Source organism: Actinomadura geliboluensis (genome assembly GCF_043197915.1).
Taxonomy (GTDB): Bacteria; Actinomycetota; Actinomycetes; order Streptosporangiales; family Streptosporangiaceae; genus Spirillospora; species Spirillospora geliboluensis.
Genome location: NZ_JBICUA010000018.1, coordinates 139,944 through 161,217 on the forward strand (window position 1 = coordinate 139,944; position 21,274 = coordinate 161,217).

Here is a 21,274-nt window from a genome sequence, read left to right on the forward strand (position 1 = left end):
GGGCCCCGCAGGCGGACGTACTTCCTTCCCATCGAGCAGAAGAGGTCTTCACAGTGACGGACGTGACCACAGAGGGCGGCCACCCCGGCGAACGGATCGAGCCGGTCGACATCCAGGTCGAGATGCAGAAGAGCTACCTCGACTACGCGATGTCGGTCATCGTGGCGCGCGCGCTGCCCGAGGTACGGGACGGCCTCAAGCCCGTCCACCGCCGCGTCCTGTACGCGATGTACGACGGCGGCTACCGGCCCGACCGCGGTTACTTCAAGTGCGCCCGCGTCGTCGGCGACGTCATGGGGAACTACCACCCGCACGGCGACTCCGCCATCTACGACGCGCTGGTCCGGCTGGCGCAGCCCTGGTCGATGCGGTACCCGCTGGTCGACGGCAACGGCAACTTCGGTTCGCGCGGCAACGACCCCGCCGCGGCCATGCGGTACACCGAGTGCCGCATGGCGCCCCTGGCGATGGAGCTGCTGCGCGACATCGACAAGGAGACCGTCGACTTCTCCCCCAACTACGACGGCCGCTCCCAGGAGCCGGACGTCCTGCCGTCCCGGTACCCGAACCTGCTGGTCAACGGGTCCGCCGGCATCGCGGTGGGGATGGCGACCAACATCCCGCCGCACAACCTGCGCGAGGTCGCCGACGGCGTCCGCTGGTACCTGGAGAACTACGGCGCGTCCGACGACGAGCTGCTCGAGGCGCTGATCGAGCGGATCAAGGGCCCCGACTTCCCCACCGCCGGCCTCATCGTCGGCCGCAAGGGCATCGAGGAGGCGTACCGCACCGGCCGCGGTTCCATCACGATGCGGGCCGTCGTCGAGGTCGAGGAGATCCAGGGCCGCACCTGCCTCGTCGTCACCGAACTCCCGTACCAGGTCAACCCGGACAACCTCGCCCTGAAGATTGCCGACCTGGTGAAGGACGGCAAGCTGGACGGCATCGCCGACGTCCGCGACGAGACGTCCGGCCGCACCGGGCAGCGGCTCGTCATCGTCCTCAAGCGGGACGCCGTCGCCAAGGTCGTCCTGAACAACCTCTACAAGCACACCCAGCTGCAGGAGACGTTCGGCGCGAACATGCTCGCGCTGGTCGACGGCGTGCCGCGCACCCTGCGCGTCGACCAGTTCGTCCGGCACTGGGTCGCGCACCAGATCGACGTCATCGTCCGCCGCACCCGGTTCCTGCTCCGCAAGGCCGAGGAGCGCGCCCACATCCTGCGCGCCCTGCTGAAGGCCCTCGACCGGATCGACGAGGTCATCGCCCTCATCCGCCGCTCGCCGTCGGCGTCGGAGGCGCAGCAGGGCCTGATGAACCTGCTGGAGATCGACGAGATCCAGGCGCAGGCCATCCTCGACATGCAGCTGCGCAAGCTCGCCGCCCTGGAGCGGCAGCAGATCACCGACGAGTACGACAAGCTCATGGCGGAGATCGCCGACTACAACGACATCCTGGCCTCGCCCGAGCGGCAGCGGCAGATCGTCGGCGACGAGCTCGCCCCGATCGTGGAGAAGTTCGGCGACGACCGGCGCACCGAGATCATCCCGTTCGACGGGGACGTGTCCTACGAGGACCTCATCGCCGAAGAGGACGTCGTCGTCACGATCACCCGCGGCGGCTACGCCAAGCGCACCCGCACCGACCAGTACCGCGCGCAGCGGCGCGGCGGCAAGGGCGTCCGCGGCGCGCAGCTGAAGCAGGACGACATCGTCGACCAGTTCTTCGTCACCTCGACGCACAACTGGATACTGTTCTTCACCAACAAGGGCCGCGTGTACCGCGCCAAGGCCTACGAGCTGCCCGACTCGGGCCGCGACTCGCGCGGCCAGCACGTGGCGAACCTGCTGGCCTTCCAGCCGGACGAGCACATCGCCCAGGTCATGGACCTGCGCGACTACGACGTCGCCCCGTACCTGGTGATCGGCACGAAGAAGGGCCGTGTCAAGAAGACCGCCCTGCGCGACTTCGACTCGCCCCGCACCGGCGGCATCATCGCCATCAACCTCGTCGACGACGACGAGGTGATCGCCGCGCGGCTGGTGTCCTCCGACGACAACCTGCTGATGGTCTCCACCGGCGCGCAGGCGATCCGGTTCCGCGCCGACGACGAGTCGCTCCGGCCGATGGGACGCGCCACGTCCGGCGTCATCGGCATGCGTTTCGAGGAGGACCAGGAGGTCCTCAACATGCTCGTCGTCAAGAACGGCTCCGACGACGTCCTGGTGGCCACCGAGGGCGGCTACGCCAAGCGGACTCCGGTCGACCAATACCCCCTTCAGGGACGTGGGGGTAAGGGCGTCCTCACCGCTAAGATCGTGGAGGCGCGGGGCATGTTGGTAGGGGCACTGATGGTCGGCCCCGACGACGAGGTGTTCGCGATGACGTCGAACGGCGGCGTGATCCGCACCACCGCCGCCGAGATCAAGCAGTCCGGCAGGCAGACCATGGGCGTCCGCCTGATGAACCTCGCGGACGGCGACAGCGTCGTGGCGATCGCGAGGAACGTCGAGTCCATCGAGGACGCCGAGGACGCCGACGACGCCGAAGGGGGCGACGGTGAGTGACGTATCCTGCATCGTCACCGAGCCGCTAGGCCAGGAGGACACGTGAGCACCGAGCCCGGCAAGAACAAGGGCGGGTCAGGCCCGGAAGCGGACGGCGCCGGAAAGAAACCGGCCGCCGAATCCGGGTCGGGCAAGTCCGGGAAGAAGCCGGCCAAGAGCGTCTCCGCCGCCAAGTCCGGGCGGGACGAGACGACCGTCGACATCGACCGCGAGGCGTCCGCGGGCGGCTCGGGCGGCTCGGGCGCGGACACGACCAGGATCGACCTCGCGAAGATCGAGGAGAAGGACGCCGAGACCCCCGAGATCGCCCCGGTCAAGGACGCCGCGGACGACACGTCCGACCCGGCGCCGAAGTCCTCCTCCGGCTCGGCGGGCTGGGCCAAGCCCGCCGAGCCGTCCGGATCGGTCTCGGCAGGACGTACGGAGCCCGCCGGCAAGCCGTTCAACTCCTCCTCCGGCCCGGCCCCCTCCGGCCCCTCCGCTCCCGCCGCGGGCGGCTCCGCCCGCGGCGGCTTCGCCGGCACCGTCCTCAAGGACCGTCCCGCCGCCTCCGCCGCGTCGACGTCCGTCGCGCCGGCGAACTCGGCCAAGCCCGCCACCGGCAAGCCGGCCCGCAAGGCCCAGCTCCAGCTCGCCCGGCTCGAACCGTGGTCGGTGATGAAGTTCAGCTTCGTCATGTCGCTGGTCTGCTTCGTCGTCCTCCTCGTCGCCGTGATCGTCCTCTACACGATCCTGTCCGGCCTCGGTGTGTTCGACGCCATCAGCGACACGATCAACAGCCTCACCAAGGAGCAGGGCGAGACCACCGGCAGCGTCGACGCCGGCAGCTGGTTCTCCTTCTTCCGCGTCTTCGGCTACACCGTCCTCGTGGGCGCCCTGAACGTCATGCTCATCACGGCGCTCTCCACGGTCGGCTCCGTCATCTACAACCTCGCAGCCGACCTGGTGGGCGGCGTCGAGGTCACCCTCAAGGAGGCCGAGTAGCCCCACCCCGCCGCCGCCCGGCAATCGATTTCCGGTTGTCCGCCCAGATGGGGTAACCTCTCGTTGCGCCGCCAGGGGCGGCGGCACACTCCGGGCCTATAGCTCAGTCGGTTAGAGCGCATCCCTGATAAGGATGAGGCCGGTGGTTCAAGTCCACCTAGGCCCACTTCGGAGTTGGGAGTGACGTGGTCGGAGCCTTGGGGCTCCTTCCCCGTCACTCCTTCGTCGTTTTGCCTGGGGGGCGACCCCCAGACCCCCGGTGTGGGGGCTTCGCCCCCACGCCCCCCTACCGGTTGCGGCTAGCGCGGTTCTGTGCCTTGCGTCACATTGCGGTGCTCTGAATCGCGTGGCGCGTTGCGGCGTGTGGGGCCTGTGAGCGATGGGGCTTATCCAGAGGTGCGGGTGAGGTTCTCCACAGGTTGTGGATAAGTGGGGTCAGGTGGTGGGTTTCGGTGTGTGGAACTCGTGGACTACTTCGATGCGGCCGACGATGTGCTCGTTGAACTCCTCCAGTTCCTCGGCCGGGACCCAGAGTTCCAGGATGGTGCGGCCGCCGGCCTGGCGTACGGGGTAGCGCTCCGCGAAGGCCGCGTCCACCTGGAATCTCGTCACAAAGCCCGAGCCGTGCGCGGGGACGTTCCAGTCGCGGGCGATCTTGATCGCGTAGTCCTCGTTGAGGACCGGATAGAAGATCGGCTGATCGGGGAGGCGCGGGGGCCAGGCACGCCAGTCCGCGGCGCGTAGCAACTCCAGCTCGGCGGGACCGACCGGACGCCAGAGGGTCATGGTGGACATCCGCACATTCTGTCGGTGCGGTTACGCCGTGGTGCGGTTACGCCGGTTCCCTGCTCAGGACGAGGTCGAACTCGGCGTGGCGGAAGGGCGCCCGGACGCCGGCGCGCTCAGCGGCCTCCTCGTCGTCCGAGCGGGCGAAGTCGACGATGAGGCTCTGCTTGACGGCGAAGACGGCGTCGGAGTCCAGATAGGGGCTTCCCGCGACGAAGATGTGCGTCGTCAGTGGCACGTACCCGTCCGCCTGGACGATGAAATGGATGTGGGCGGGGCGGTAGGGATGCCGGCGGGTCGCATTGAGGAGCCGACCGACCGGGCCGTCCGTGGGGATCGGGTAATGGCTGGGCAGGACGGTGCGGAAACGGAAGCGTCCCTCGGCGTCGGTCCGGAAAAGCCCGCGGCCGTTGCCGGGCGGTTGCGAACCGGGCTGCTGGACGTCGTAGAAGCCCTTCTCGTCGCACTGCCAGACATCGACCTGCGCGTGCGGCAGCGGCGCTCCATCGGCGTTGAGGACGCGTCCGGACACCACGCAGGGTTCGGCTTCGCCCACCAGATCGATGCTGTCGCCCAGCGCGCGCTGGGGCGATTCGACCATGTGGAAAGGCCCCAGGACGGTGCTCTCCGTCCCGCCTTCCTGCTCGTTGAGGGTCTCCACGAGCATTGAGACGCCCAGCACGTCCGACAGCAGGACGAATTCCTGCCGTGTGTCAGTGCAGGACTGCCCCACGGCGGTGAGGAACTCGATCGCCTGCTCCCACTCCCGGATGGACGGCTTGGTCTCGCGGACGAATGTGTGCACGTGGCGGGTGAGCGCGTCCAGTAGTTCCCGGAGGCGCGGGTCCGGGGTCTCGCGGAAACTGTTCTGGACGGCCTCCGTCGCGGTGTGCTCGTTGAAGTCCACGATGCCTCCCGGCCTCCATTGTCCACAGTCTGTGGAAAACTCTCGCGGCTGATTCGTCCTCGGGCCGGCGGCGGAATCTTCCCGCGGATGCGGCCCCGGCCTCGGCCCACGATGACGCAGCAACATCATCATCCTCTGCGACGGCCTCGCACGTACGGCCGACTCGTCGCCGACTTGGAATCGGCGGTAGTCAAGTTTGACTATGAACGCCGACCGGACTTACGCTCCGGGGATGAGCGAGAAGGCGATCCCGATCTTTCCGTGCCGTTCGATCGAGGCTTCCTGGGAGTTCTACCGGGCCCTCGGCTTCGAGCAGACGTCCTGGCAGACGCGTCCCAACCCCTATCTCGGGGTCCGGCGGGGCGACCTCGAACTGCATTTCTTCGGGTGGCGGAAACACGACCCGGCGGCGTCCATGAACATGTGCTACGTCACCACCACGGCCGTGGACGAGCTGTATGACGCGTTCCGAGGTGGGCTCAAGAAGTCGCTCGGCCGGGTTCCCGCGCGGGGGCTGCCCAGGATCAGCGCGGTGCGGGACATGACTTACGGGGTCCGGCAGTTCCTTCTCAGTGACCCGGACGGCCTCCAGCTCCGCATCGGTCAGCCGATCTCGGACGACCTGGAGCACGCGCCCATACCGACCGAGCCGGTGGCCAAGGCACTCCACATGGCCGCCCTGCTCGGCGGCGACTCGAAGGGGGACCATCGTGCCGCAGCCCGGATCCTCGACCACCTGCTGAACTCGGACGAACCCCTGACCTCGTCCGAACGACTCAGAGCCTTGGTGCTGCGAGCTGACGCCGCCGTCCACATGGAGGACTGGGCCCGCGCGCGCACGCTCCTCACCGACGCCCGCAGCGTCCCGGTCGAGGACCCGTCCGCCCAGGTAGACGATCTACGGCGCCTCGCCGACCTGGAGGGCGCTCTACCCGCCTGAGGGCTCTCGGCTGGGGACACAGCTGGGGATTTCCGGTGGGCAGTGTTGTCCACCGACGCGACGGGGTTGTGGAGGACATTCACCCACAGGCTGTGAACGGGGTGTGGGCAAAGGTGCCCGAGGATGGCCCTTCTCCCTGGTCAGCGGGTTTTCCACGACGTGGACAACTGGTCGCACCGGTTGGGGGCGACCTGGGGAAGAATGGTGGACGCGGAGCCGGCCGGTCGTACCCAGGTTGTGCACGGAAGTTATCCACAGGTTGTGGATTCTGTGTACGGCGGCACGAGCTTGTGGACGATGGAGGGAACGGCGTCAGACGCGCCGTGCAGACCGTGGAAAGCCGGGCTGTTCTGGGGATCCGCCTGTGGACGCGGCCTCCGGACAGCCTGCTGCAAGGGGGGAGAAGATGTGCGCAGAGTTTTCCCACAGCCTGTGGATGACCGCCTCCAAGCCCTGTCCGTCGCCCGCACGCTGGCCCCAGAACGAGTTCGTCCCGTGCTGGACGTCCCCGACCGCGGGACGAGATCGGCCGCAGGGCGTGTTGCCGTCTACATGGCGCACCTACGCCGTAGATTCCGTACCGGCACGCGACCCGGGCCGGCCCCCGCGCCATGCCCGGCGCGGCCGGGCTTCAAGTCACTTCACCGGCCTGGTCTCGGCACCGTAAAGAGCCGCCCGACCTGCGAACATCAGTTCGAACGCGTGCTACTCTCCCGGCATGGGGCACTTGCTGAACGAGCCGGTCCGGACGGAGCACGACCCGGCGGGACGGCTCACCGCGTACGAGTGGCGAGGAGCGCGCTACGCGGTGGACAAGGTGCTGAAGACCTACGGCACGCCCCACGAGGGCAGGGTCTACCGGGTACGGGTCACTGGCGCCGAGGGCGTGGCCGTCGCGGAGCTCGGCCGTGACCAGAACAACTGGCGCCTCCGGCACATCTTCTCCGCCTGACCACCGCCCCACCCCCGGCCCAAGCGCCTCCAACGCCCGAACGCCCCAGTCACCTCGACCACCCGCCCCGGCCCCGGGCCACACCAAGGCCGGCCCTGCACCATCAGCAGGTTTCAGAACCGCCACCGCCACTGACACCGCGAGCGGCGCGGCCACCGTCCCCGCCCTCGAAGCCAACGCAGGGTCCGGCGCGTTCGCTGGGCTCGGGGCCAGCGCCGGGATTAGGCATGGGAGTGAGGCTGGACGTGGCGCCTTGCGGGCGGTCGAAGGCGCCCACGGCGGTGGCTCTGGTTCCGGTGATGGCCGTGAGGGTGGCAGCGGGCGCAGCGGGCGCAATGGGCGAGGTGCAGGTACCGGAACGGCTCGTCGGCTGCCGAGGCCAGGCGGCCGGGCCGCTGGTGCCGGCGCTGGGAGGGGCGTTGACCAGACCCTGTGGACCCGCGTCGGTGGCATCCAGGGGGCGCCGCTCGACCTACTGACCGCCAGGATCGGCCAGCGGCACTATGCGCCGCACACCCACGACGAGTACGCCATTGGCGTGACGGTCGACGGCTTGGAGACGATGCGCTACCGGGGCGAGAAGATCTACTCGGCGGCCGGGAGCATCGTCGTGGTCGAGCCGGGGGAAGCGCACACCGGCGGTCCGGCACGTCCGGAAGGGTTCGCCTACCTGTGCCTGTATCCGGGCGCCGAGCTGCTGGGCGCTGCCACGGCCGCGGAGGCCGGGTCGGTGTCGGCGGAGCCCCACTTCCGTGAGCCGATCATCGACGACGTGCGGCTCGGTGAGGCGCTGCGGCAGGCCCATCGCGCCCTCCGGCTCGGCGAAGATCCGCTAGAGGGCGAATCCCGGCTACTCGGCGTGCTCGGCGCTCTCATACGGCGGCACGCGGTGCACAGGGCGGCGGCGACGCCGCCACGTGGCCGAGCCGATGCCGGGCGGATCGCCCGTCGGGTCGCGACACGCCTGTCGGACGAGCTCACCGCCCCGCCCACGCTCGCCGAGATGGCCGCCGACCTCGAACTCTCCCGCTACCAGTTGCTGCGCGCCTTCCGCGACGCGATGGGCATGCCACCGTACGCGTGGCTCGCCCAGCACCGCGTGGCGAGAGCCCGTGCGCTCCTGGAGGCCGGGCATCGTCCGGCCGAGGCGGCGACGCTCGTGGGATTCGCCGACCAGGCGCACCTCACCCGATGGTTCCGCCGCGTGCTCGGTGTCACCCCAGGCGCATTCCGCGACAGCGTCCAAGAGAGTGCGGTGCGCCGCCCTTCACGTTGGTGAGGTCCGGCCCGATCGCCCCGGCCGCTGGGAGCGTGCGGTGCGCCGTCGTGCGTCTTGGGATGTGCACTTGGGGGACCTGGCGGTTGTGATGGGGCGGGGGCGCGTGCGGGCTGTTGCTTCGTAGGGGGCGCGGTATTGGGGCATTTCCCCGCAACAGCGTTCAAGACGGTGTGGACCGGCGTCTTGCACCCTGGTGATGTCCGTCCTGGGCGTGCTGGGGAGAGGCGACGGCGCGGGGAGCGGCCCGGAGGTCGAGGCCGCATCGCAGGGTTGGTGTCGGGCCCGTCACGTGGGGTTGGTGTCCGGTGGCGACGGCGTGCTGGGGCGGACGGATCGAACGGAGGTCGTGTTGAGTCGTCGTGGCTGGATGCTGTTCGCGCTGATGAGCGTGCTCTGGGGCATCCCCTATCTGATGATCAAGGTGGCGGTCGAGAGCGTCTCGGTGCCCATGGTGGTGTTCACCCGGACCGCGCTCGGCGCCCTCGTCCTGCTGCCGCTGGTGATCCGGTCCGGGCAGTTGGACACGGTCCGCCGGCATTGGCGTCCGCTGCTGGCGTTCACCGCGGTGGAGATCCTCGGCCCGTGGGCGCTGCTGTCGGACGCCGAGAACCGGCTGACCAGCTCCATGACCGGGCTGCTGATCGCCGCCGTCCCCATCGTCGGGGTCGTGCTGGCATGGCTCACCGGCGACGCGGAGCGGCTCGGCCCGATGCGCTGGCTGGGGCTGCTCGTCGGCCTGGCCGGCGTGGGCGTTCTCGCCGCCCCGCATCTCACCGGCGGCAGCGCGTGGGCGATCGGCGAGGTCATGCTCGTCGTCCTCGGATATTCGATCGCCCCGATCATCACCATGCGCAAGCTCCAGGACCTGCCCAGCCTGCACATGGCCGCGTTCGCGCTGGCCATCGCCGCGCTCTTCTACACCGGCCCCGCGATCGCCACTTGGCCGGACGCGATGCCGAGCGGGCGTGTGCTCGCCGCGCTCATCGCGCTCGGCCTGGTCTGCACGGCGCTGGCGTTCATCGTGTTCTTCGAGCTGATCCGGGAGGTCGGCACGTCCCGCGGGATGGTGTTCACCTACGTGAACCCGGCCGTCGCGGTCGCCGCCGGGGTCGTCTTCCTCGGCGAGCCGCTGACTGGCACGATCATCGCCTCGTTCGCGCTCATCCTGGGCGGCTCCGTCCTCGCGACCGCGCGTCGCGCCACGCCCCCGGCGACCGAGCCCGCAACCGAGGAGGTGCCGTCCGAGGGAGCGAGAACCGCCGCTGAGCACGCCTCAGGATGAGAGCGAAAGTGGTGTGCGTGTTCGGGGGCGTCCCCTGTACTCAGGCCCCATGCCTGGAGGGCCGCCCCGGACTTGTTCGCTCGACCCCGATGTTCGGCCTGTGGTCATAGAGCGTTCCCGGGTGCCGGTCGGTCCGCTGTGTTCCTGTGCTCCTGCCAGGCGCTGGTCCAAGGCGCACAGAACTCCCACGCGCGCTCTCGCGGCCACGTTCGCTCCACTGACCGCTGCGGTTGCGTCGCCACCACTGCAGACCTCACGTGTGTCGACCCGTTCGCGCATGTGCGTCAGCACGCTGGCGTATGCGGCTCGGCAGGGTGCGTGCTTGCGCGTCGGTGCCTCCGTGCCTGCGCGTCGGCGGCGTGTTCGCGTCCGCGCGTCAGCCCTTCGCGTCTGCGGGTCGGCGGTTCGATCCTGAGCGTTGCCACGGCTGGTACCTGGGCGTGCCGCGGCTAACCCCTGGGGCCTTGCCACGTCGGCCTCTGCGGAACGGCGGGCTGGGACGTTGGCGTCTGTGCGGCGAGCTCGGGGGCATGTGTTCGGGGCGATGTCCTCCGTTGAATCCGGGCCGTCCCTCGATATGGGCCTGGTGGATGGCTGCGGGTCGGAGGGGAGGCGGGCTGCGCGTCGGGTCAGCGGAGGGTGACGATGAAGCGCTGCGGGTGGCTGGTGTTGCCGGACGGGTCGGTCGCGCGGTACTCGATGGTGTGGCGGCCCTTGCCGAGCTTGCCGTAGGTGAGGCCGTCGATGACGGTGCCGGTCGAGGTGAACAGCCAGGGGGCGGACGAGTCCGTCGGCCAGCCGAAGTAGTTGAACCAGCCGTCGCCGTCCACCCGGAACTCCGGGACGACAACGCCTGGACGGTCGTCCCTGCCGCTTAGCCGCATGGTGAACGGGCCGTCGAAGACGTACTCGGGCGTGCGCCCTCGGACGACCTGGGCCGCCTTGGACAGTTCGTACGCCACCGCTGGACGTTCCGCGTCGACCGTCCACACCCGCCTCTTGGAGCCGACCCTGGCGACGAGCGTGTGCGTGCCCGCGGTCAGCCGGAAGCGGCTGAGGTCGATGTCCCGGTCGCCGCCCGGTACGGGGCGGCCGTCGAGCTCCCAACGTACCTTGGGGACGAATCGGAGCGGATGGGTCGTCTCTACGAACACGACCGACTCGGCGTTCACGGGCTGGTCGGTCGGCGTGGAGGAGGCGAAGTCGACGGGTACGGTCGCCGGCGGTGTCCTCAGGTCGGTGTCGACCGTCCATGTGCGGGTCTGTGTGAGTGCGGCCGACGACCGTATGGCCGGGTCCCGGACGAAGTCGGTGGGGTCCGTGACCGTCACCGTGACCGTGTGCGTGCCCTTCCTGAGGCGCAGCGTGGACAGGTTCAGGTTGGAACCCTTCCGCACAGTTCTCCCGTCGACCGCCCATGCGACGGACAACTGGTGTCCGGCCGGGTGCATCGTTTCGACCCACAGGACGCGGTCGTCGCCCACCGGAGTGTCCGTGGGCGTGTGCGCTTGGAGGAGACTGACCTTGCCTGAGATCCGCTCAGTCATCCGCTCGCGCGCGACCTGGTCGTAGTAGTAGCCGAGCGTCTTCATCATCGAGTGCTGGCTCGGCCTCCACACGCCCTTACTGAAGTAGAGGCCGCCCTCGTAGCGTCCGATGATGCCTCCGGCCTCGCTACGCTCACCGAGCCAGCGCCACCACTTCTTCTTCTGCGCCTTCATCTCCTGCTCTGTCAGCAGCGTGTGATGGATGGACTCAGGCTCAGGACCGCTGTACGTCCCACCAGGCACGCCCCGCTGGTAGTAGTCGTACTCGTCGTTCAGCCCGCCCAGTGAATGCCCGAGTTCGTGCGGGGCTATGAGAGCGGACATCGCGTTGCCGCCGGATGCCGTCGCGTACGTCCCGCCTGCACCGCCGTAGGTGTCGCTGTTGGCGAGCGCAAGGATCTGCCGGTTTCCTACCGTCGCCCCTTGGACGAGATCCGCGTACGTCTTGGCCGCCGCAGAGTCCATGACGAGAAGGCGTTGGATGCCGTCGTCCCGGCACCCGCTCCAGAACGCCATGCGCAGCGGTGTAGTACGGCGTGGCGACGACAACGCCGGGTCGCAGCTCACCCCAGATTCGCCGGACGGGATTTCCACCGCGTACACGTTGATGTAGCTGCGATACGACTTGAACGGCTCGATCGTCCACAGGTCGTTCAGGTGCGTGGCGAGGTGCGTGCGGAACTTCGGCATGTCCGCCGTTGTGTAGCCGTCGCCCAGCACGATCAGGTTGAAGCGCTTGGCGGGGTCGCCGGTCACCTGGATCGGCACCACGGTCGCGTCCGCGGGTTCCGCCGCCCGCGCGGGCGGGGCGGCCATCAGCGGCAGGACGGTCACCGCCGCCGCCCCGATCACGATCTTCCTGCCCGTCCACATGCGCAGACCTCCTCGGGAGGGGCGCACGCGGCGGCCGGGTCCGGCCGGGGCGCTGCGCCAGGCCCGTCCCACTGATCAAGCGGGACACGCCCGGATTATCACTTGAGTATCCAAATTTGTCGCTACCGTTTGCCGCGCTGCCCGTCCGCGAGCCCCTCCGCGATGCGCTGCCCGCCCGCGCGCCGCTGTACGGCCGCGGACAGGGCCGGGGCGATCCCGCCGATCCGGGCACCGAGCCGCAGCCCGAGCGGCGCGACGTCGACCTCGGCCATGTTCCGCTCGACGGCCCGGATCGTCGCGCGTGCCACGTCCCGCGGAGATCGCGTGCCGACACCCCGGGGCAGCGTCACGCCGGCGTCCGCGAACATCCCGGCGTCCCGGATGAAGCCGGGGAAAACGGTCGACACGCCGACGCCGTGCGGCCGCAGATCTTCGCGCAAGGCCAGGGCGAACCCCCGCATACCGAACTTCGTCGCGTTGTAGAGGGACGCGTGCCCGGACGCCGTCTTCCCGGCGAGCGACGACACGAACACCAGATGCCCGCGGCCACGATCGGCCATCTGCGCCGCGGCGAGCTTCGCCATCACGATCGGCGCGCGCAGGTTGACGTCCAGCGTCCGGTCGATCTCGGTGATCGAGTAGTCGCTCAGCAGCCCGGACGCCGGCAGCGCCGCGTTCGCGACGAGCACGTCCACCCGCCCGGCCTCGTCCAGCAGCTTCTCCGCCGCACCGCGCTCGGCCAGGTCGGCGGCGATGGCGCGGCCGCCGAGCCGGTCGGCCAGCGGTTCCAGGACGTCCGCCCGCCGGCCCGTCAGCACGACCCGGCCGCCCCGGTCGGCCAGCGCGGTCGCCAGCGCCTGCCCGATCCCGCCGGTCGCCCCGGTCACCAGGACGGTCGCTCCGCGCAGATCCATGCCGAGATGATGGCGGATCACAACCCGATCCGCCATAGCAGCAGGACGATCGACGACAGCACCAGCCCGGCCGTGCCCAGCGGCACGTCCCCCATCGCGATCAGCGCCGCGCACCCCAGGGCGATGATCCCCGCGATCAGCACCAGCCCCCGGCTCCCGGACCGCCCCTCCTCCGGCGCGTCCGGCTCGAACTCGCGTTCCCAGCGCCGGAAGTCGTCCTCTGCCATCGGCACTCCAGAAGGTCGTCCCCTCGGATTATGCGGCCCTCCGGACGTCCCGGCGAGGGACGGCACATCAGACGTGGCGTCCGATAACGGTGAGCGGGGTGCGGACCGCCCGGCAACGGTTGCTAGGCTTCCAAGAACCTGGGGGAAGCAGTCACTGATCCGCGATCCCCGGGTTTTGACTTCATAGTCGAGGTGAAGGGGTCCCACCGTGAAGAAGCTGCTCATTCTCGCCGTTGTCGCACTCGGCGGCTTCGCCGTCTGGCGCCGGATGCAGCAGGACCGCGCCGAGCTGGACCTGTGGACCGAGGCCACGTCGTCCGACAACTGACACGCCGGCGACAGGCCCCGGCGTGACCGAGGCGGCGCCGATCACCGTCGCCTGCGTCGATCTCGCCGGGACCACCGTCGCGGACGGCGACACCGCCGAAACCGCCTTCGCCGAGGCGATCGCCACCCTGGGGATCGTCTCCGGCACGGCGGCGTTCGAACGTGCCACCGCCCGCTTCCACGACACGCGCGGCGAATCGGAGATCGGCGTCTTCCGCTCGCTCTTCGACGAGCCCCGCGCCCAGGCCGCGCACCTGGCGTTCGAGCGGTCCTACGGCCAGCTCATCGACCGGCGCGGCCTGGTTCCCGTGCCCGGAGCCGGTGACGCCCTGCGCCGCCTCCGCTCCTCCGGCGTCCGCGTCTGCCTGCTCACCGGCTCCGGCCGCACCACGCAGGCCCGCATCATCGACGCCCTCGGCTGGTGGGACCGCGCCGACCTGACACTGAGCCCCGAGGACGTCCCCCGGGACCGCCCGTGGCCCGACCTCGTCCTGACCGCCGCCCTCCGCCTCGGCGTGGACGACGTCCGCAACATCGCCGTGTGCGCCGCCACGGCTCCCGCGATCATGTCCGCCCGCCGCTCGGGCGCGTCCGTCGCCGCCGGCGTCCTCACCGGCCCCCACTCCCGCGACCGCCTCCACACCGCCGGCGCGACCCACGTCCTCCCCACCATCGCCGACCTGCCCGCCCTCGTCCTCCGCACCCCGGCCGATGCCACGCCCACCCCCGACCACGGGTAAGCTTTGACCCGCCAACCCGGGGCCTTAGCTCAGTTGGTAGAGCACCGGCTTTGCAAGCCGGGTGTCAGGGGTTCGAATCCCCTAGGCTCCACAAACCCAAAACGCCCTCATCCTGATCGCGGATGAGGGCGTTCGGCCATTGCTGGGGCCATTAGGCCATGGAGACCAGTCATCCGGCCTCATTGTCATCGTCGTCCGGCCATCGTCCACAGCACGGGCCGCCTTGATTTCGCTCGTTGTGCGTGAGCCTGTCGACGACTGGCCTTACTGCTTCGCATCTTCCGAGCAAGTCTGATGACTCCGTTGGGAAGAGCGGACCCACGCGCCTCGGCCATCCGACCCGCCAACTCCATCGGCGTGGCCGCTTCGAGGAGCACCCACCGTCCCGCCCGCGGCATCATGGCCCACCAGCGGAAAGTATGGTGCCCGAACCAGACCGACGAGGCCGGGAACCGGCGTTGCAGGGTGATGATCGCCGCCGTGACATCGTCCGGCGGGCCACCGTTCCACGACGTCACGGCCGCAACCTCGGCAGGTTTGGCGCGGTCGCCTCGTTCATGAACGCGGTGATCCGTTCGGCCGCGCCGTCCAGGTCCGTGACCGGGTGCACGTTGTCGACCCGCCACCAGGACACCTCACCCTTGCGGCGGTTCACCGTCACGTAGCCGATGACGTCGAGGGACGTCCCGCCCGGCCGGGTGACCGTCAGACCGGGGATGGCGTCGCGCAACTGGACGTACAGGCCACGCCTGACCAGAGCCCGGCACAGATCACCCAACAACCGAAGTTCAGCGTCGCGGGAGAGAGAAGGACACATCACCTGTTCTCGCTTTCGTTGGAAGCAGAGCCGGAGGCGCGGGGCCTGGCCCATCCCTCCCACACGCGTGATCCGCGGGGGACTGGGGGGCGATCACGCGACGGACCGTCCTCGCCGCGCCGCCGGCTCTGCCGTTCAATGCGCCTATGGGCCGGCCCGCCAGGCCAGCCGCACAGCGCTAGTCGAAGTGGTCGTTCGCCGAGCCATTGAGCTGCCCGGCCTGTGCGGTCACAAAGCGAGCGACCTTGGCCGCCGCGCCCGGCACGTCCTTGACCGGGTGCTTGCTGTCGTCTCGGCGCCAGGTGAACGTACGGCCCGAGGCCCCGACGAACACCCACACGAACAGCCCCGGATTCGCGGTACTCACCAGCAGCCCCGGCATTCCCTCATCGAGCCGGACGGCCAGGCCCAGACCGAGGAGGGAGGTTCGCAGATCAGCCAGAAGCCGCAACTCGACGTCCCGCGCGTTCACGACTGCGCACCGCCCCGCCGCTCGGACGCGCGCCCCGTCCCCAGGCAGTCAGGGCAGGAGTCCTGCCGACTGTCCGCCGACACGCCCGCCACGTGCCCCGGCGTCAACGTCCGCCGCGCCACACGCCGCTTGACCCCGCGTCCCCTGCAAGAGGTGCAATCGCTCGCCATGACCACACCGTGCCAACAAGTCACGTTGCGTCACGACATCATGATCATCTCGTCTCGCCCGTCAACGTCTTGCAACCGTCTCGACTTTGTCTCGTCTTCGATCTCGCGTCGCGTCTAGCCTGAGAAACGCCCAGCAGAGAGGACGGCCGGTGTCTCCCCAACCGATCCTGTTGCAAGTCGTGATCCGTCAGCGCCGCCTACAGCGGTACGGCATGTTCCAGGCCGCCTACAACGAGGCCGCCAAGAAGATCTCGCCCGAACTCACCGGCACCGCCCCGAGCCGCGCCCAACTCCACCGCTGGACCTCTGGCGAACTCAAACGCCTTCCCTACACAGACCACTGCCGCGTCTTAGAAGCGATGTTCCCCGAGTGGACCGCCGACGAGCTGTTCGCCCCCTGCCCGCCCCACGTCCTGGCCGACGAGCCCACCGCCTACGCCCCCGCCGACGAGCGCGCCGACCTTGAGTCCACCGCCGACCGAGTAGGCCCGAACCCCTACGCCGACGTCACCGCCGTCTTCCCCACCCGCGCCGAGTTCTCGTTCGCGCACCCGCCGCACGCCCTGCTCGACGGCGCGAGCAGCATCCGGGCCGCCGGCCTCTCCCTCAACATGCTCTGCCAGCAGTACCCAGACCAACGTCTCTACCGCCTCATAGAAGACGGCACCACCTTGCAAGCCCTGTTCCTGGACCCCGAAGGCGAGGCCATTCGAGCCCGCGAACAGGAAGAGGGCTACACAGACAACCACCTCACCACCCTCACGCGCCTGAACATCGAGGTCCTGACGCGCCTCCGCAAGCGCCTATCGCCCGAGGCCCAAGACCGGCTGTCCGTCGCTGTCTACGACGAGACGATCCGGTTCAATATCACGCTCCTCAACGACAAGCTCTGCGTGATGCAGCCCTACCTACCGAACGCCCGCGGGGTCGACTCGCCCACCTTCCTCGCCGAGCGCAGCGCGACCGGCACCGGACTGTATGAGACGTTCGAAGAGATCTTCACCGCGCTATGGGAACGAGGCCGCACCGTATGACCGACGCACCAGCCGCCCTACTACCCGTCGCCCTCAAGGCAGCACAGATAGCCGGCGACCTAGTGCGCACCCGCGTCCCCGGCCTGCTCACCGCCAAGGGTGACCGCGACATGGCCAGCGAAGTGGACTACGCCGTAGAGCGCGCCGTCCGCGACTACCTCAAAGAGCGAACCCCCGACATCGCCATACTCGGCGAAGAAGAAGGCATCACCGGAGACACCGCCGGCGAACTCCTCTGGGCCATCGACCCAGTAGACGGCACCGCCAACTTCGTACGCAACATCCCGCTCTGCGGCTTCTCACTCGGCCTCATCCAACGAGGCCGCCCAATCGTCGGCGTCATCGACCTGCCGTTCCTAGGCACCCGCTACCACGCAGCCCAGCACACCGGCGCCTACCTCGGAGACCGCCGCATCCAAGCCAGCATGACCACCGACCTCAAAGACGCAATCGTCGCCATTGGCGACTACGCCGTAGGCAAGGGAGCCGAGGCCAAGAACCGCCAACGCATCGCCCTCACCGAACGCCTAGCCGCCAACGTCCAACGCGTCCGCATGCTCGGCTCAGCCGCCATAGACCTCGCATGGGTCGCCGAAGGCAAGCTAGACGCCAGCATCACACTCTCCAACAAGCCTTGGGACACCGCAGCAGGCGTAATAATCGCCCGCGAAGCCGGAGCAGGGGTCACAGACGAAGACGGCACCGACCACACCTTCAACTCCAGCGCCACCATCGCCGCAGCACCAGCAGTAGCTGAGGACATCTCCGCCCTGATCAAGTCGGCTCAACAGGTGCCTAGGAGCTAAAAGGCTGGTTACGTCGTTGGGAACCCCTCTTTGAGTTCCAGGTTGTTGCCTCGCCAACGGGGTGCGGGTCAGGGGGCCTGTTCCGCCCGGCACGCCGGCCCCTCATCCGCTTTATCTGACAAGTATCGGCCGAAGAACGTCACCTTGGGAGGAGTAGTTGATAGTGTCGGCTCCGACGGACACAGGACGGGGGAGCAATGGCCGACCGTAAGATTACCGCCAAGGACCCGAAGCCAACCGCTGAGCGCATTGAGCAACTTGCGCAACGCGTGTTGGTTGGCGACGTCATATTGCCTGAATTTCAACGTCCATTCGTTTGGAAGAAGAAGCAGATACTCGAACTAGTTGACTCGATTTATCGGAATTATCCCATTGGAAGCATGCTAGTTTGGGAATCGCGTCAAAAGCTGGCAAGTAAGCGATCAATAGCCGATCTAGAGATTGCCGATCGAAGCGAAAATTACCCTGTCAATTATCTGCTCGACGGCCAGCAGAGGTTGTCCACGATCTGCGGAGTTCTCCATTGGAGGCCGGGTGACCCCAAGAGCGTCTGGAATGTCTACTTCGATCTGAAGACTCAGAAATTTCATCATGCTGACACAGAAGACGAGTTCCTCGTTCATCAGATTCCACTGCGGAGGCTGACAGATCCGGCTGACTACTTCAGGCGCATATCGTCGCTAGACGACCCAAACCTACGAGAAACAGCAGACATGCTGTTCAATCGTTTCAAGGACTATCACGTTCCACTGGTGACTCTAGAGGATATGTCGATCAATGATGTAGCCCCAGTGTTTGAAAGAATCAATTCAACGGGGACTCGCCTGACTATCTATGATCTGATGCGGGCGGCTACGTGGAGCCCACAATTTGATCTGGGTAAGACCATCGAAAGCATCCGGTCTTCGCTTGAAGCCAAAAAGTTCCACGAGTTCGACAACAAGACGCTGCTTCGGGCGCTGGCTGCTGCCTCAGGTGGCGACTTCTCTTCTGCCAGCATCGATGCACTCAGGGAAATGAGTCACGAAGACCTGAGTCAAGCTGCAGACATAACCAAGATGTCCGCCCAGCGGGCTGCAGACTTCCTTGCAACTGAAATCGGAGCACCTCGGGCAGAGGCGTTGCCCTATAAGAATCAGTTCGCTTTCCTGTGTGAACTGTTCCGAGTGCTGCCGCACTGCAACGGGGAACAGCTTCAAGAAGTGAAGCGCTGGTTCTGGTTCACCACACTGTCCAGCTACTTCAGTGGTTGGGATAGCGGTCAAATGGCAACTGATACGAGAATGCTTCGACAGTATGCGCTAGGTAAGCGATCTAAGCTAAGTGTAACCGCTGCTGTCGCTACCGCAAGACTCTGGGAAATCAAGCCATTTCGATCGAATAGTGCAGCATCAAAAATGCTAGCCCTAATGCTGGCAGCGAGGACGCCGCTCGATCTGGTTAATGGTCAGAAAATCGACGTTGGAAAGTCTTTGTCGTGGTCCAATGACAAAGAGTATCATCATTTCTTCCCGCAAGCTTATCTGGCTCGAATGGGAGTCGGCGCGAGCAAGGCTAACGTCGTCGGCAACATAGTCCTATTGACTTCTAAGAGTAATATTGATATTCGAGATTCTGCGCCAAGCAGGTACCTCAGGGAAATCATAGATAAAGATGGCAGGGCGGCCCTTCTAAAAAGGGCCGAATCGAACCTCGTACCTGAAACCGCAGTTGATGCCGCACTCGCTGATGACTATGTAACTTTCCTGAGGCTTCGGTCTCAGCATGTACATAGCGAAGCGCAAAAGCTTGCTGGAATAGCTGAAGATCCAGCCAACTCGACGGATGATCTTGATGATAGTGACGAAGACCCTACTGAGTAGAGGTCGGTAGTCTCGTCGCGATTTTATGGGCAGGCGGGCTTAGATGGCGCTTTGCCGAATTGGGCTGTTTGGGATCAAGGGGCGGCGGCGCTCAGGCCGCTGCGCGGCCCCGCGCCTGGCCGCCCGGAGCGTGCGGCGTGGGCGCCGGTCACCGGACGGCCGCGCCGGGCCGCGCATCGCGAGCACTCCGGCCCGTCCGACAGCCGCCGGCGGTCACAGGGTCCGCGCCGCCGCCCAGGTCGCAGGCCACCACGGGGCCGAGGTCTTCTATGCCTCCGGCGGGGGCACTCCGACTCCGGGAAGCCAGGGGCGTGCCTGTCACGGTCGTTGGTTGGTTGGGGGATGCCTGAGCTTCCCGTCTGCCGTCGTCCCGATCGGAGATCTACCAGACCAGGGCCAGGGCGTGAAGGTCGTTCGTCCGGTGGGGCGCTCCACCTTCACGCCCTGGCCCTGGCCCGGCAGCGCGGAGCGCGGGACGACGGCAGACGGGAAGCTCAGGCGGGGGTGTGGTGTGCGTTCCGCGCGCTGCCATGTGTGCAGGTCGTGCGGGTGAGCAGCGGGCCATAAGCGGGCCATTAGGGGCGGTGATCAAGGGCTAACAGCGGTCACTTGTGGACCATCGGTTGCCCAGGTCAGAGCCCCGATCGGGGATGATCTCGCAGATTTGCAAGCCGGGTGTCAGGGGTTCGAATCCCCTAGGCTCCACAAACCCAAAACGCCCTCATCCTGATCGCGGATGAGGGCGTTCGGCCATTGCTGGGGCCATTAGGCGATGGAGACCAGTCATCCGGCCTCATCGTCATCGCCCGGCCATCGTCCACAGCACGGGGCGCCTTGATTTCGCTCGTTGTGCGTGAGCCTGTCGGCGACTGGCGTGGGTGCCGGTCACTGGACGGCCGCGCCGGGGCGCGCACCCCGCCACCGCCGCACTGTGCGCCAGTCGCCGGCGGTCATGGGGTCTCTGCCGCCGCCCCAGTACTCTGGCCCGTAGTGGAGACCGGTCTGAGCACCCAATACGGGTCCGCGGCTCAAGGAGGGTGGGTACGGAATCTCTCCCGGATACGTCCCGGAGCAGGCAGAATCCCGTGACCCCACCCTCCCTCCGGTCTCGGTCTAGCGCTCAGCCAGTAGCCGGGGTAGAAGGAAACGACCCGGCAAGGCTTCAATGTGAACGCCTCCGGCGGGGGCACTCCGACTCCGGGAAGCAGGGCCGCGCCCGTGACGGTGGCCGAGGGTTGAGGTAGGAAGCCTGAACTTCCCTTCTGCCACCGTCCTATCGGGGATCTACCAGACCAGGACCAGGGGCCTCGTTCGTCCGGATGGGCGCTCCACCTTGGCCCTCTGGTCAGGGCCAGGCAGCGCGGAGCGCGGGACGTTGACGGACGGGAAGCTCAGGCGGGTGCATGGTGCGGATGTGCGCCAAACAGGCCCAGGCTCAGAGCTGACGAAGTGGAGCAGGCGGTGGGTCGCGCAAGAGTTGGCTAGAGCCTGATTCGCAGGCGATCCGGACGGCTAGGAGCACTAGGTCGTGAACCGCACACCCTTGAACGCCGGCTTGTCCAAGGACGGTGTCCTACTGCGCCGTAAGTTCGCCCCCGGAGCAGTGCACACTTGGCAGCGTGTGCAGCGGGCATGGAGCGGACGCGTTGCCTACGGGCCTTCCCCTCCGTCTTGCCAGTGGGATGATCGACACTGAGCTAATTCCAACTTCATTGGCCCTGGTGGTGAAGGGTGAGGATGGCTTGGACGGTGGCGGTGAGGCGGCTGGGTGAGCAGCGGGCCTTGCGC

18 protein-coding genes and 2 tRNA genes are annotated in these 21,274 nt (G+C 67.6%); 13 read left to right on the plus strand and 7 right to left on the minus strand.

The genetic code is table 11. The features are described 5' to 3' along the window. Nucleotides 1-53 precede the first annotated feature (53 nt). From gyrA to ACGFI1_RS40990, 3 genes are all read left to right on the plus strand, one after another. The gene (gyrA, locus tag ACGFI1_RS40980) at nucleotides 54-2,567 is read left to right on the plus strand and encodes a DNA gyrase subunit A (RefSeq protein WP_392793040.1); all 2,514 of its coding nucleotides are present in this window, start codon (nucleotides 54-56) and stop codon (nucleotides 2,565-2,567) included. Nucleotides 2,568-2,609: 42 nt separating this feature from the next. Then, nucleotides 2,610-3,551 (plus strand): DUF3566 domain-containing protein, encoded by a 942-nt coding sequence (locus ACGFI1_RS40985; RefSeq protein ID WP_392793041.1) that lies wholly within the window; start codon nucleotides 2,610-2,612, stop codon nucleotides 3,549-3,551. Nucleotides 3,552-3,643: 92 nt separating this feature from the next. Beyond that, nucleotides 3,644-3,717, plus strand: a tRNA-Ile gene (locus tag ACGFI1_RS40990). A 269-nt stretch (nucleotides 3,718-3,986) separates the two neighbouring features. On the opposite strand, the gene ACGFI1_RS40995 is transcribed toward ACGFI1_RS40990, so the two are convergent. Further along, nucleotides 3,987-4,346, minus strand: coding sequence for an ADP-ribosylation/crystallin J1 (locus ACGFI1_RS40995; RefSeq protein ID WP_392793042.1), 360 nt, complete (start codon nucleotides 4,344-4,346; stop codon nucleotides 3,987-3,989). 37 nt (nucleotides 4,347-4,383) lie between these two features. Then, the gene (locus tag ACGFI1_RS41000; protein ID WP_392793044.1) at nucleotides 4,384-5,244 is read right to left on the minus strand and encodes a dioxygenase family protein; all 861 of its coding nucleotides are present in this window, start codon (nucleotides 5,242-5,244) and stop codon (nucleotides 4,384-4,386) included. Between the two features lie 232 nt (nucleotides 5,245-5,476). Between ACGFI1_RS41000 and ACGFI1_RS41005 the strand changes: the two genes are divergently transcribed. The 4 genes from ACGFI1_RS41005 to ACGFI1_RS41020 all read left to right on the plus strand — a co-directional run bounded on the left by ACGFI1_RS41005 (nucleotide 5,477) and on the right by ACGFI1_RS41020 (nucleotide 9,697). Beyond that, nucleotides 5,477-6,184 carry a bleomycin resistance protein gene (locus ACGFI1_RS41005; protein ID WP_392793045.1) on the plus strand — a complete coding sequence of 236 codons (708 nt, stop codon included), beginning with the start codon at nucleotides 5,477-5,479 and terminating at the stop codon, nucleotides 6,182-6,184. A gap of 718 nt (nucleotides 6,185-6,902) precedes the next feature. Further along, complete coding sequence (locus ACGFI1_RS41010; protein WP_364550469.1) at nucleotides 6,903-7,136, plus strand: hypothetical protein; 234 nt, start codon at nucleotides 6,903-6,905, stop codon at nucleotides 7,134-7,136. A 430-nt stretch (nucleotides 7,137-7,566) separates the two neighbouring features. Then, entirely contained in the window at nucleotides 7,567-8,415 is an 849-nt protein-coding gene (locus ACGFI1_RS41015) for a helix-turn-helix transcriptional regulator (RefSeq protein WP_392793060.1), read from the plus strand. A 349-nt stretch (nucleotides 8,416-8,764) separates the two neighbouring features. Continuing rightward, entirely contained in the window at nucleotides 8,765-9,697 is a 933-nt protein-coding gene (locus ACGFI1_RS41020) for a DMT family transporter (protein WP_392793046.1), read from the plus strand. A 629-nt stretch (nucleotides 9,698-10,326) separates the two neighbouring features. On the opposite strand, the gene ACGFI1_RS41025 is transcribed toward ACGFI1_RS41020, so the two are convergent. The 3 genes from ACGFI1_RS41025 to ACGFI1_RS41035 all read right to left on the minus strand — a co-directional run bounded on the left by ACGFI1_RS41025 (nucleotide 10,327) and on the right by ACGFI1_RS41035 (nucleotide 13,258). After that, nucleotides 10,327-12,117 (minus strand): M64 family metallopeptidase, encoded by a 1,791-nt coding sequence (locus ACGFI1_RS41025; protein WP_392793048.1) that lies wholly within the window; start codon nucleotides 12,115-12,117, stop codon nucleotides 10,327-10,329. Between the two features lie 122 nt (nucleotides 12,118-12,239). After that, nucleotides 12,240-13,031, minus strand: coding sequence for an SDR family NAD(P)-dependent oxidoreductase (locus ACGFI1_RS41030; protein ID WP_387068812.1), 792 nt, complete (start codon nucleotides 13,029-13,031; stop codon nucleotides 12,240-12,242). Nucleotides 13,032-13,048: 17 nt separating this feature from the next. Then, the gene (locus tag ACGFI1_RS41035; protein ID WP_387068813.1) at nucleotides 13,049-13,258 is read right to left on the minus strand and encodes a hypothetical protein; all 210 of its coding nucleotides are present in this window, start codon (nucleotides 13,256-13,258) and stop codon (nucleotides 13,049-13,051) included. Nucleotides 13,259-13,466: 208 nt separating this feature from the next. Between ACGFI1_RS41035 and ACGFI1_RS41040 the strand changes: the two genes are divergently transcribed. From ACGFI1_RS41040 to ACGFI1_RS41050, 3 genes are all read left to right on the plus strand, one after another. Continuing rightward, nucleotides 13,467-13,586: a DLW-39 family protein gene (locus ACGFI1_RS41040; RefSeq protein ID WP_217999819.1), complete on the plus strand. Its 120-nt coding sequence runs from the start codon at nucleotides 13,467-13,469 to the stop codon at nucleotides 13,584-13,586. Nucleotides 13,587-13,608: 22 nt separating this feature from the next. Then, entirely contained in the window at nucleotides 13,609-14,325 is a 717-nt protein-coding gene (locus tag ACGFI1_RS41045; protein WP_386874851.1) for an HAD family hydrolase, read from the plus strand. A gap of 18 nt (nucleotides 14,326-14,343) precedes the next feature. Further along, nucleotides 14,344-14,416 (plus strand) — tRNA-Ala (locus ACGFI1_RS41050). Nucleotides 14,417-14,839: 423 nt separating this feature from the next. On the opposite strand, the gene ACGFI1_RS41055 is transcribed toward ACGFI1_RS41050, so the two are convergent. Beyond that, a complete protein-coding gene (locus ACGFI1_RS41055) occupies nucleotides 14,840-15,103 on the minus strand; it encodes a hypothetical protein (RefSeq protein ID WP_392793050.1) in 264 nt (87 codons plus the stop codon). Between the two features lie 217 nt (nucleotides 15,104-15,320). Then, entirely contained in the window at nucleotides 15,321-15,614 is a 294-nt protein-coding gene (locus ACGFI1_RS41060) for a hypothetical protein (protein WP_392793052.1), read from the minus strand. Nucleotides 15,615-15,933: 319 nt separating this feature from the next. Between ACGFI1_RS41060 and ACGFI1_RS41065 the strand changes: the two genes are divergently transcribed. From ACGFI1_RS41065 to ACGFI1_RS41075, 3 genes are all read left to right on the plus strand, one after another. Further along, a complete protein-coding gene (locus ACGFI1_RS41065; RefSeq protein WP_392793054.1) occupies nucleotides 15,934-16,818 on the plus strand; it encodes a DUF5919 domain-containing protein in 885 nt (294 codons plus the stop codon). After that, the gene (locus ACGFI1_RS41070; protein ID WP_392793056.1) at nucleotides 16,815-17,624 is read left to right on the plus strand and encodes an inositol monophosphatase family protein; all 810 of its coding nucleotides are present in this window, start codon (nucleotides 16,815-16,817) and stop codon (nucleotides 17,622-17,624) included. The genes ACGFI1_RS41065 and ACGFI1_RS41070 overlap by 4 nt, the downstream gene beginning before the upstream one ends. A 197-nt stretch (nucleotides 17,625-17,821) precedes the next feature. Then, the gene (locus ACGFI1_RS41075; RefSeq protein ID WP_392793057.1) at nucleotides 17,822-19,486 is read left to right on the plus strand and encodes a GmrSD restriction endonuclease domain-containing protein; all 1,665 of its coding nucleotides are present in this window, start codon (nucleotides 17,822-17,824) and stop codon (nucleotides 19,484-19,486) included. The last annotated feature ends 1,788 nt before the right edge of the window (nucleotides 19,487-21,274 follow it).

Excerpts from the sequence above, each read along its gene's own strand:
- ACGFI1_RS40995 (WP_392793042.1), bottom strand. The coding sequence starts at position 4,346 with ATGTCCACCATGACCCTCTGGCGTCCGGTCGGTCCCGCCGAGCTGGAG.
- ACGFI1_RS41005 (WP_392793045.1), top strand. The coding sequence starts at position 5,477 with ATGAGCGAGAAGGCGATCCCGATCTTTCCGTGCCGTTCGATCGAGGCT.
- ACGFI1_RS41010 (WP_364550469.1), top strand. The coding sequence starts at position 6,903 with ATGGGGCACTTGCTGAACGAGCCGGTCCGGACGGAGCACGACCCGGCG.
- ACGFI1_RS41025 (WP_392793048.1), bottom strand. The coding sequence starts at position 12,117 with ATGTGGACGGGCAGGAAGATCGTGATCGGGGCGGCGGCGGTGACCGTC.
- ACGFI1_RS41030 (WP_387068812.1), bottom strand. The coding sequence starts at position 13,031 with ATGGATCTGCGCGGAGCGACCGTCCTGGTGACCGGGGCGACCGGCGGG.
- ACGFI1_RS41035 (WP_387068813.1), bottom strand. The coding sequence starts at position 13,258 with ATGGCAGAGGACGACTTCCGGCGCTGGGAACGCGAGTTCGAGCCGGAC.
- ACGFI1_RS41070 (WP_392793056.1), top strand. The coding sequence starts at position 16,815 with ATGACCGACGCACCAGCCGCCCTACTACCCGTCGCCCTCAAGGCAGCA.
- ACGFI1_RS41075 (WP_392793057.1), top strand. The coding sequence starts at position 17,822 with ATGGCCGACCGTAAGATTACCGCCAAGGACCCGAAGCCAACCGCTGAG.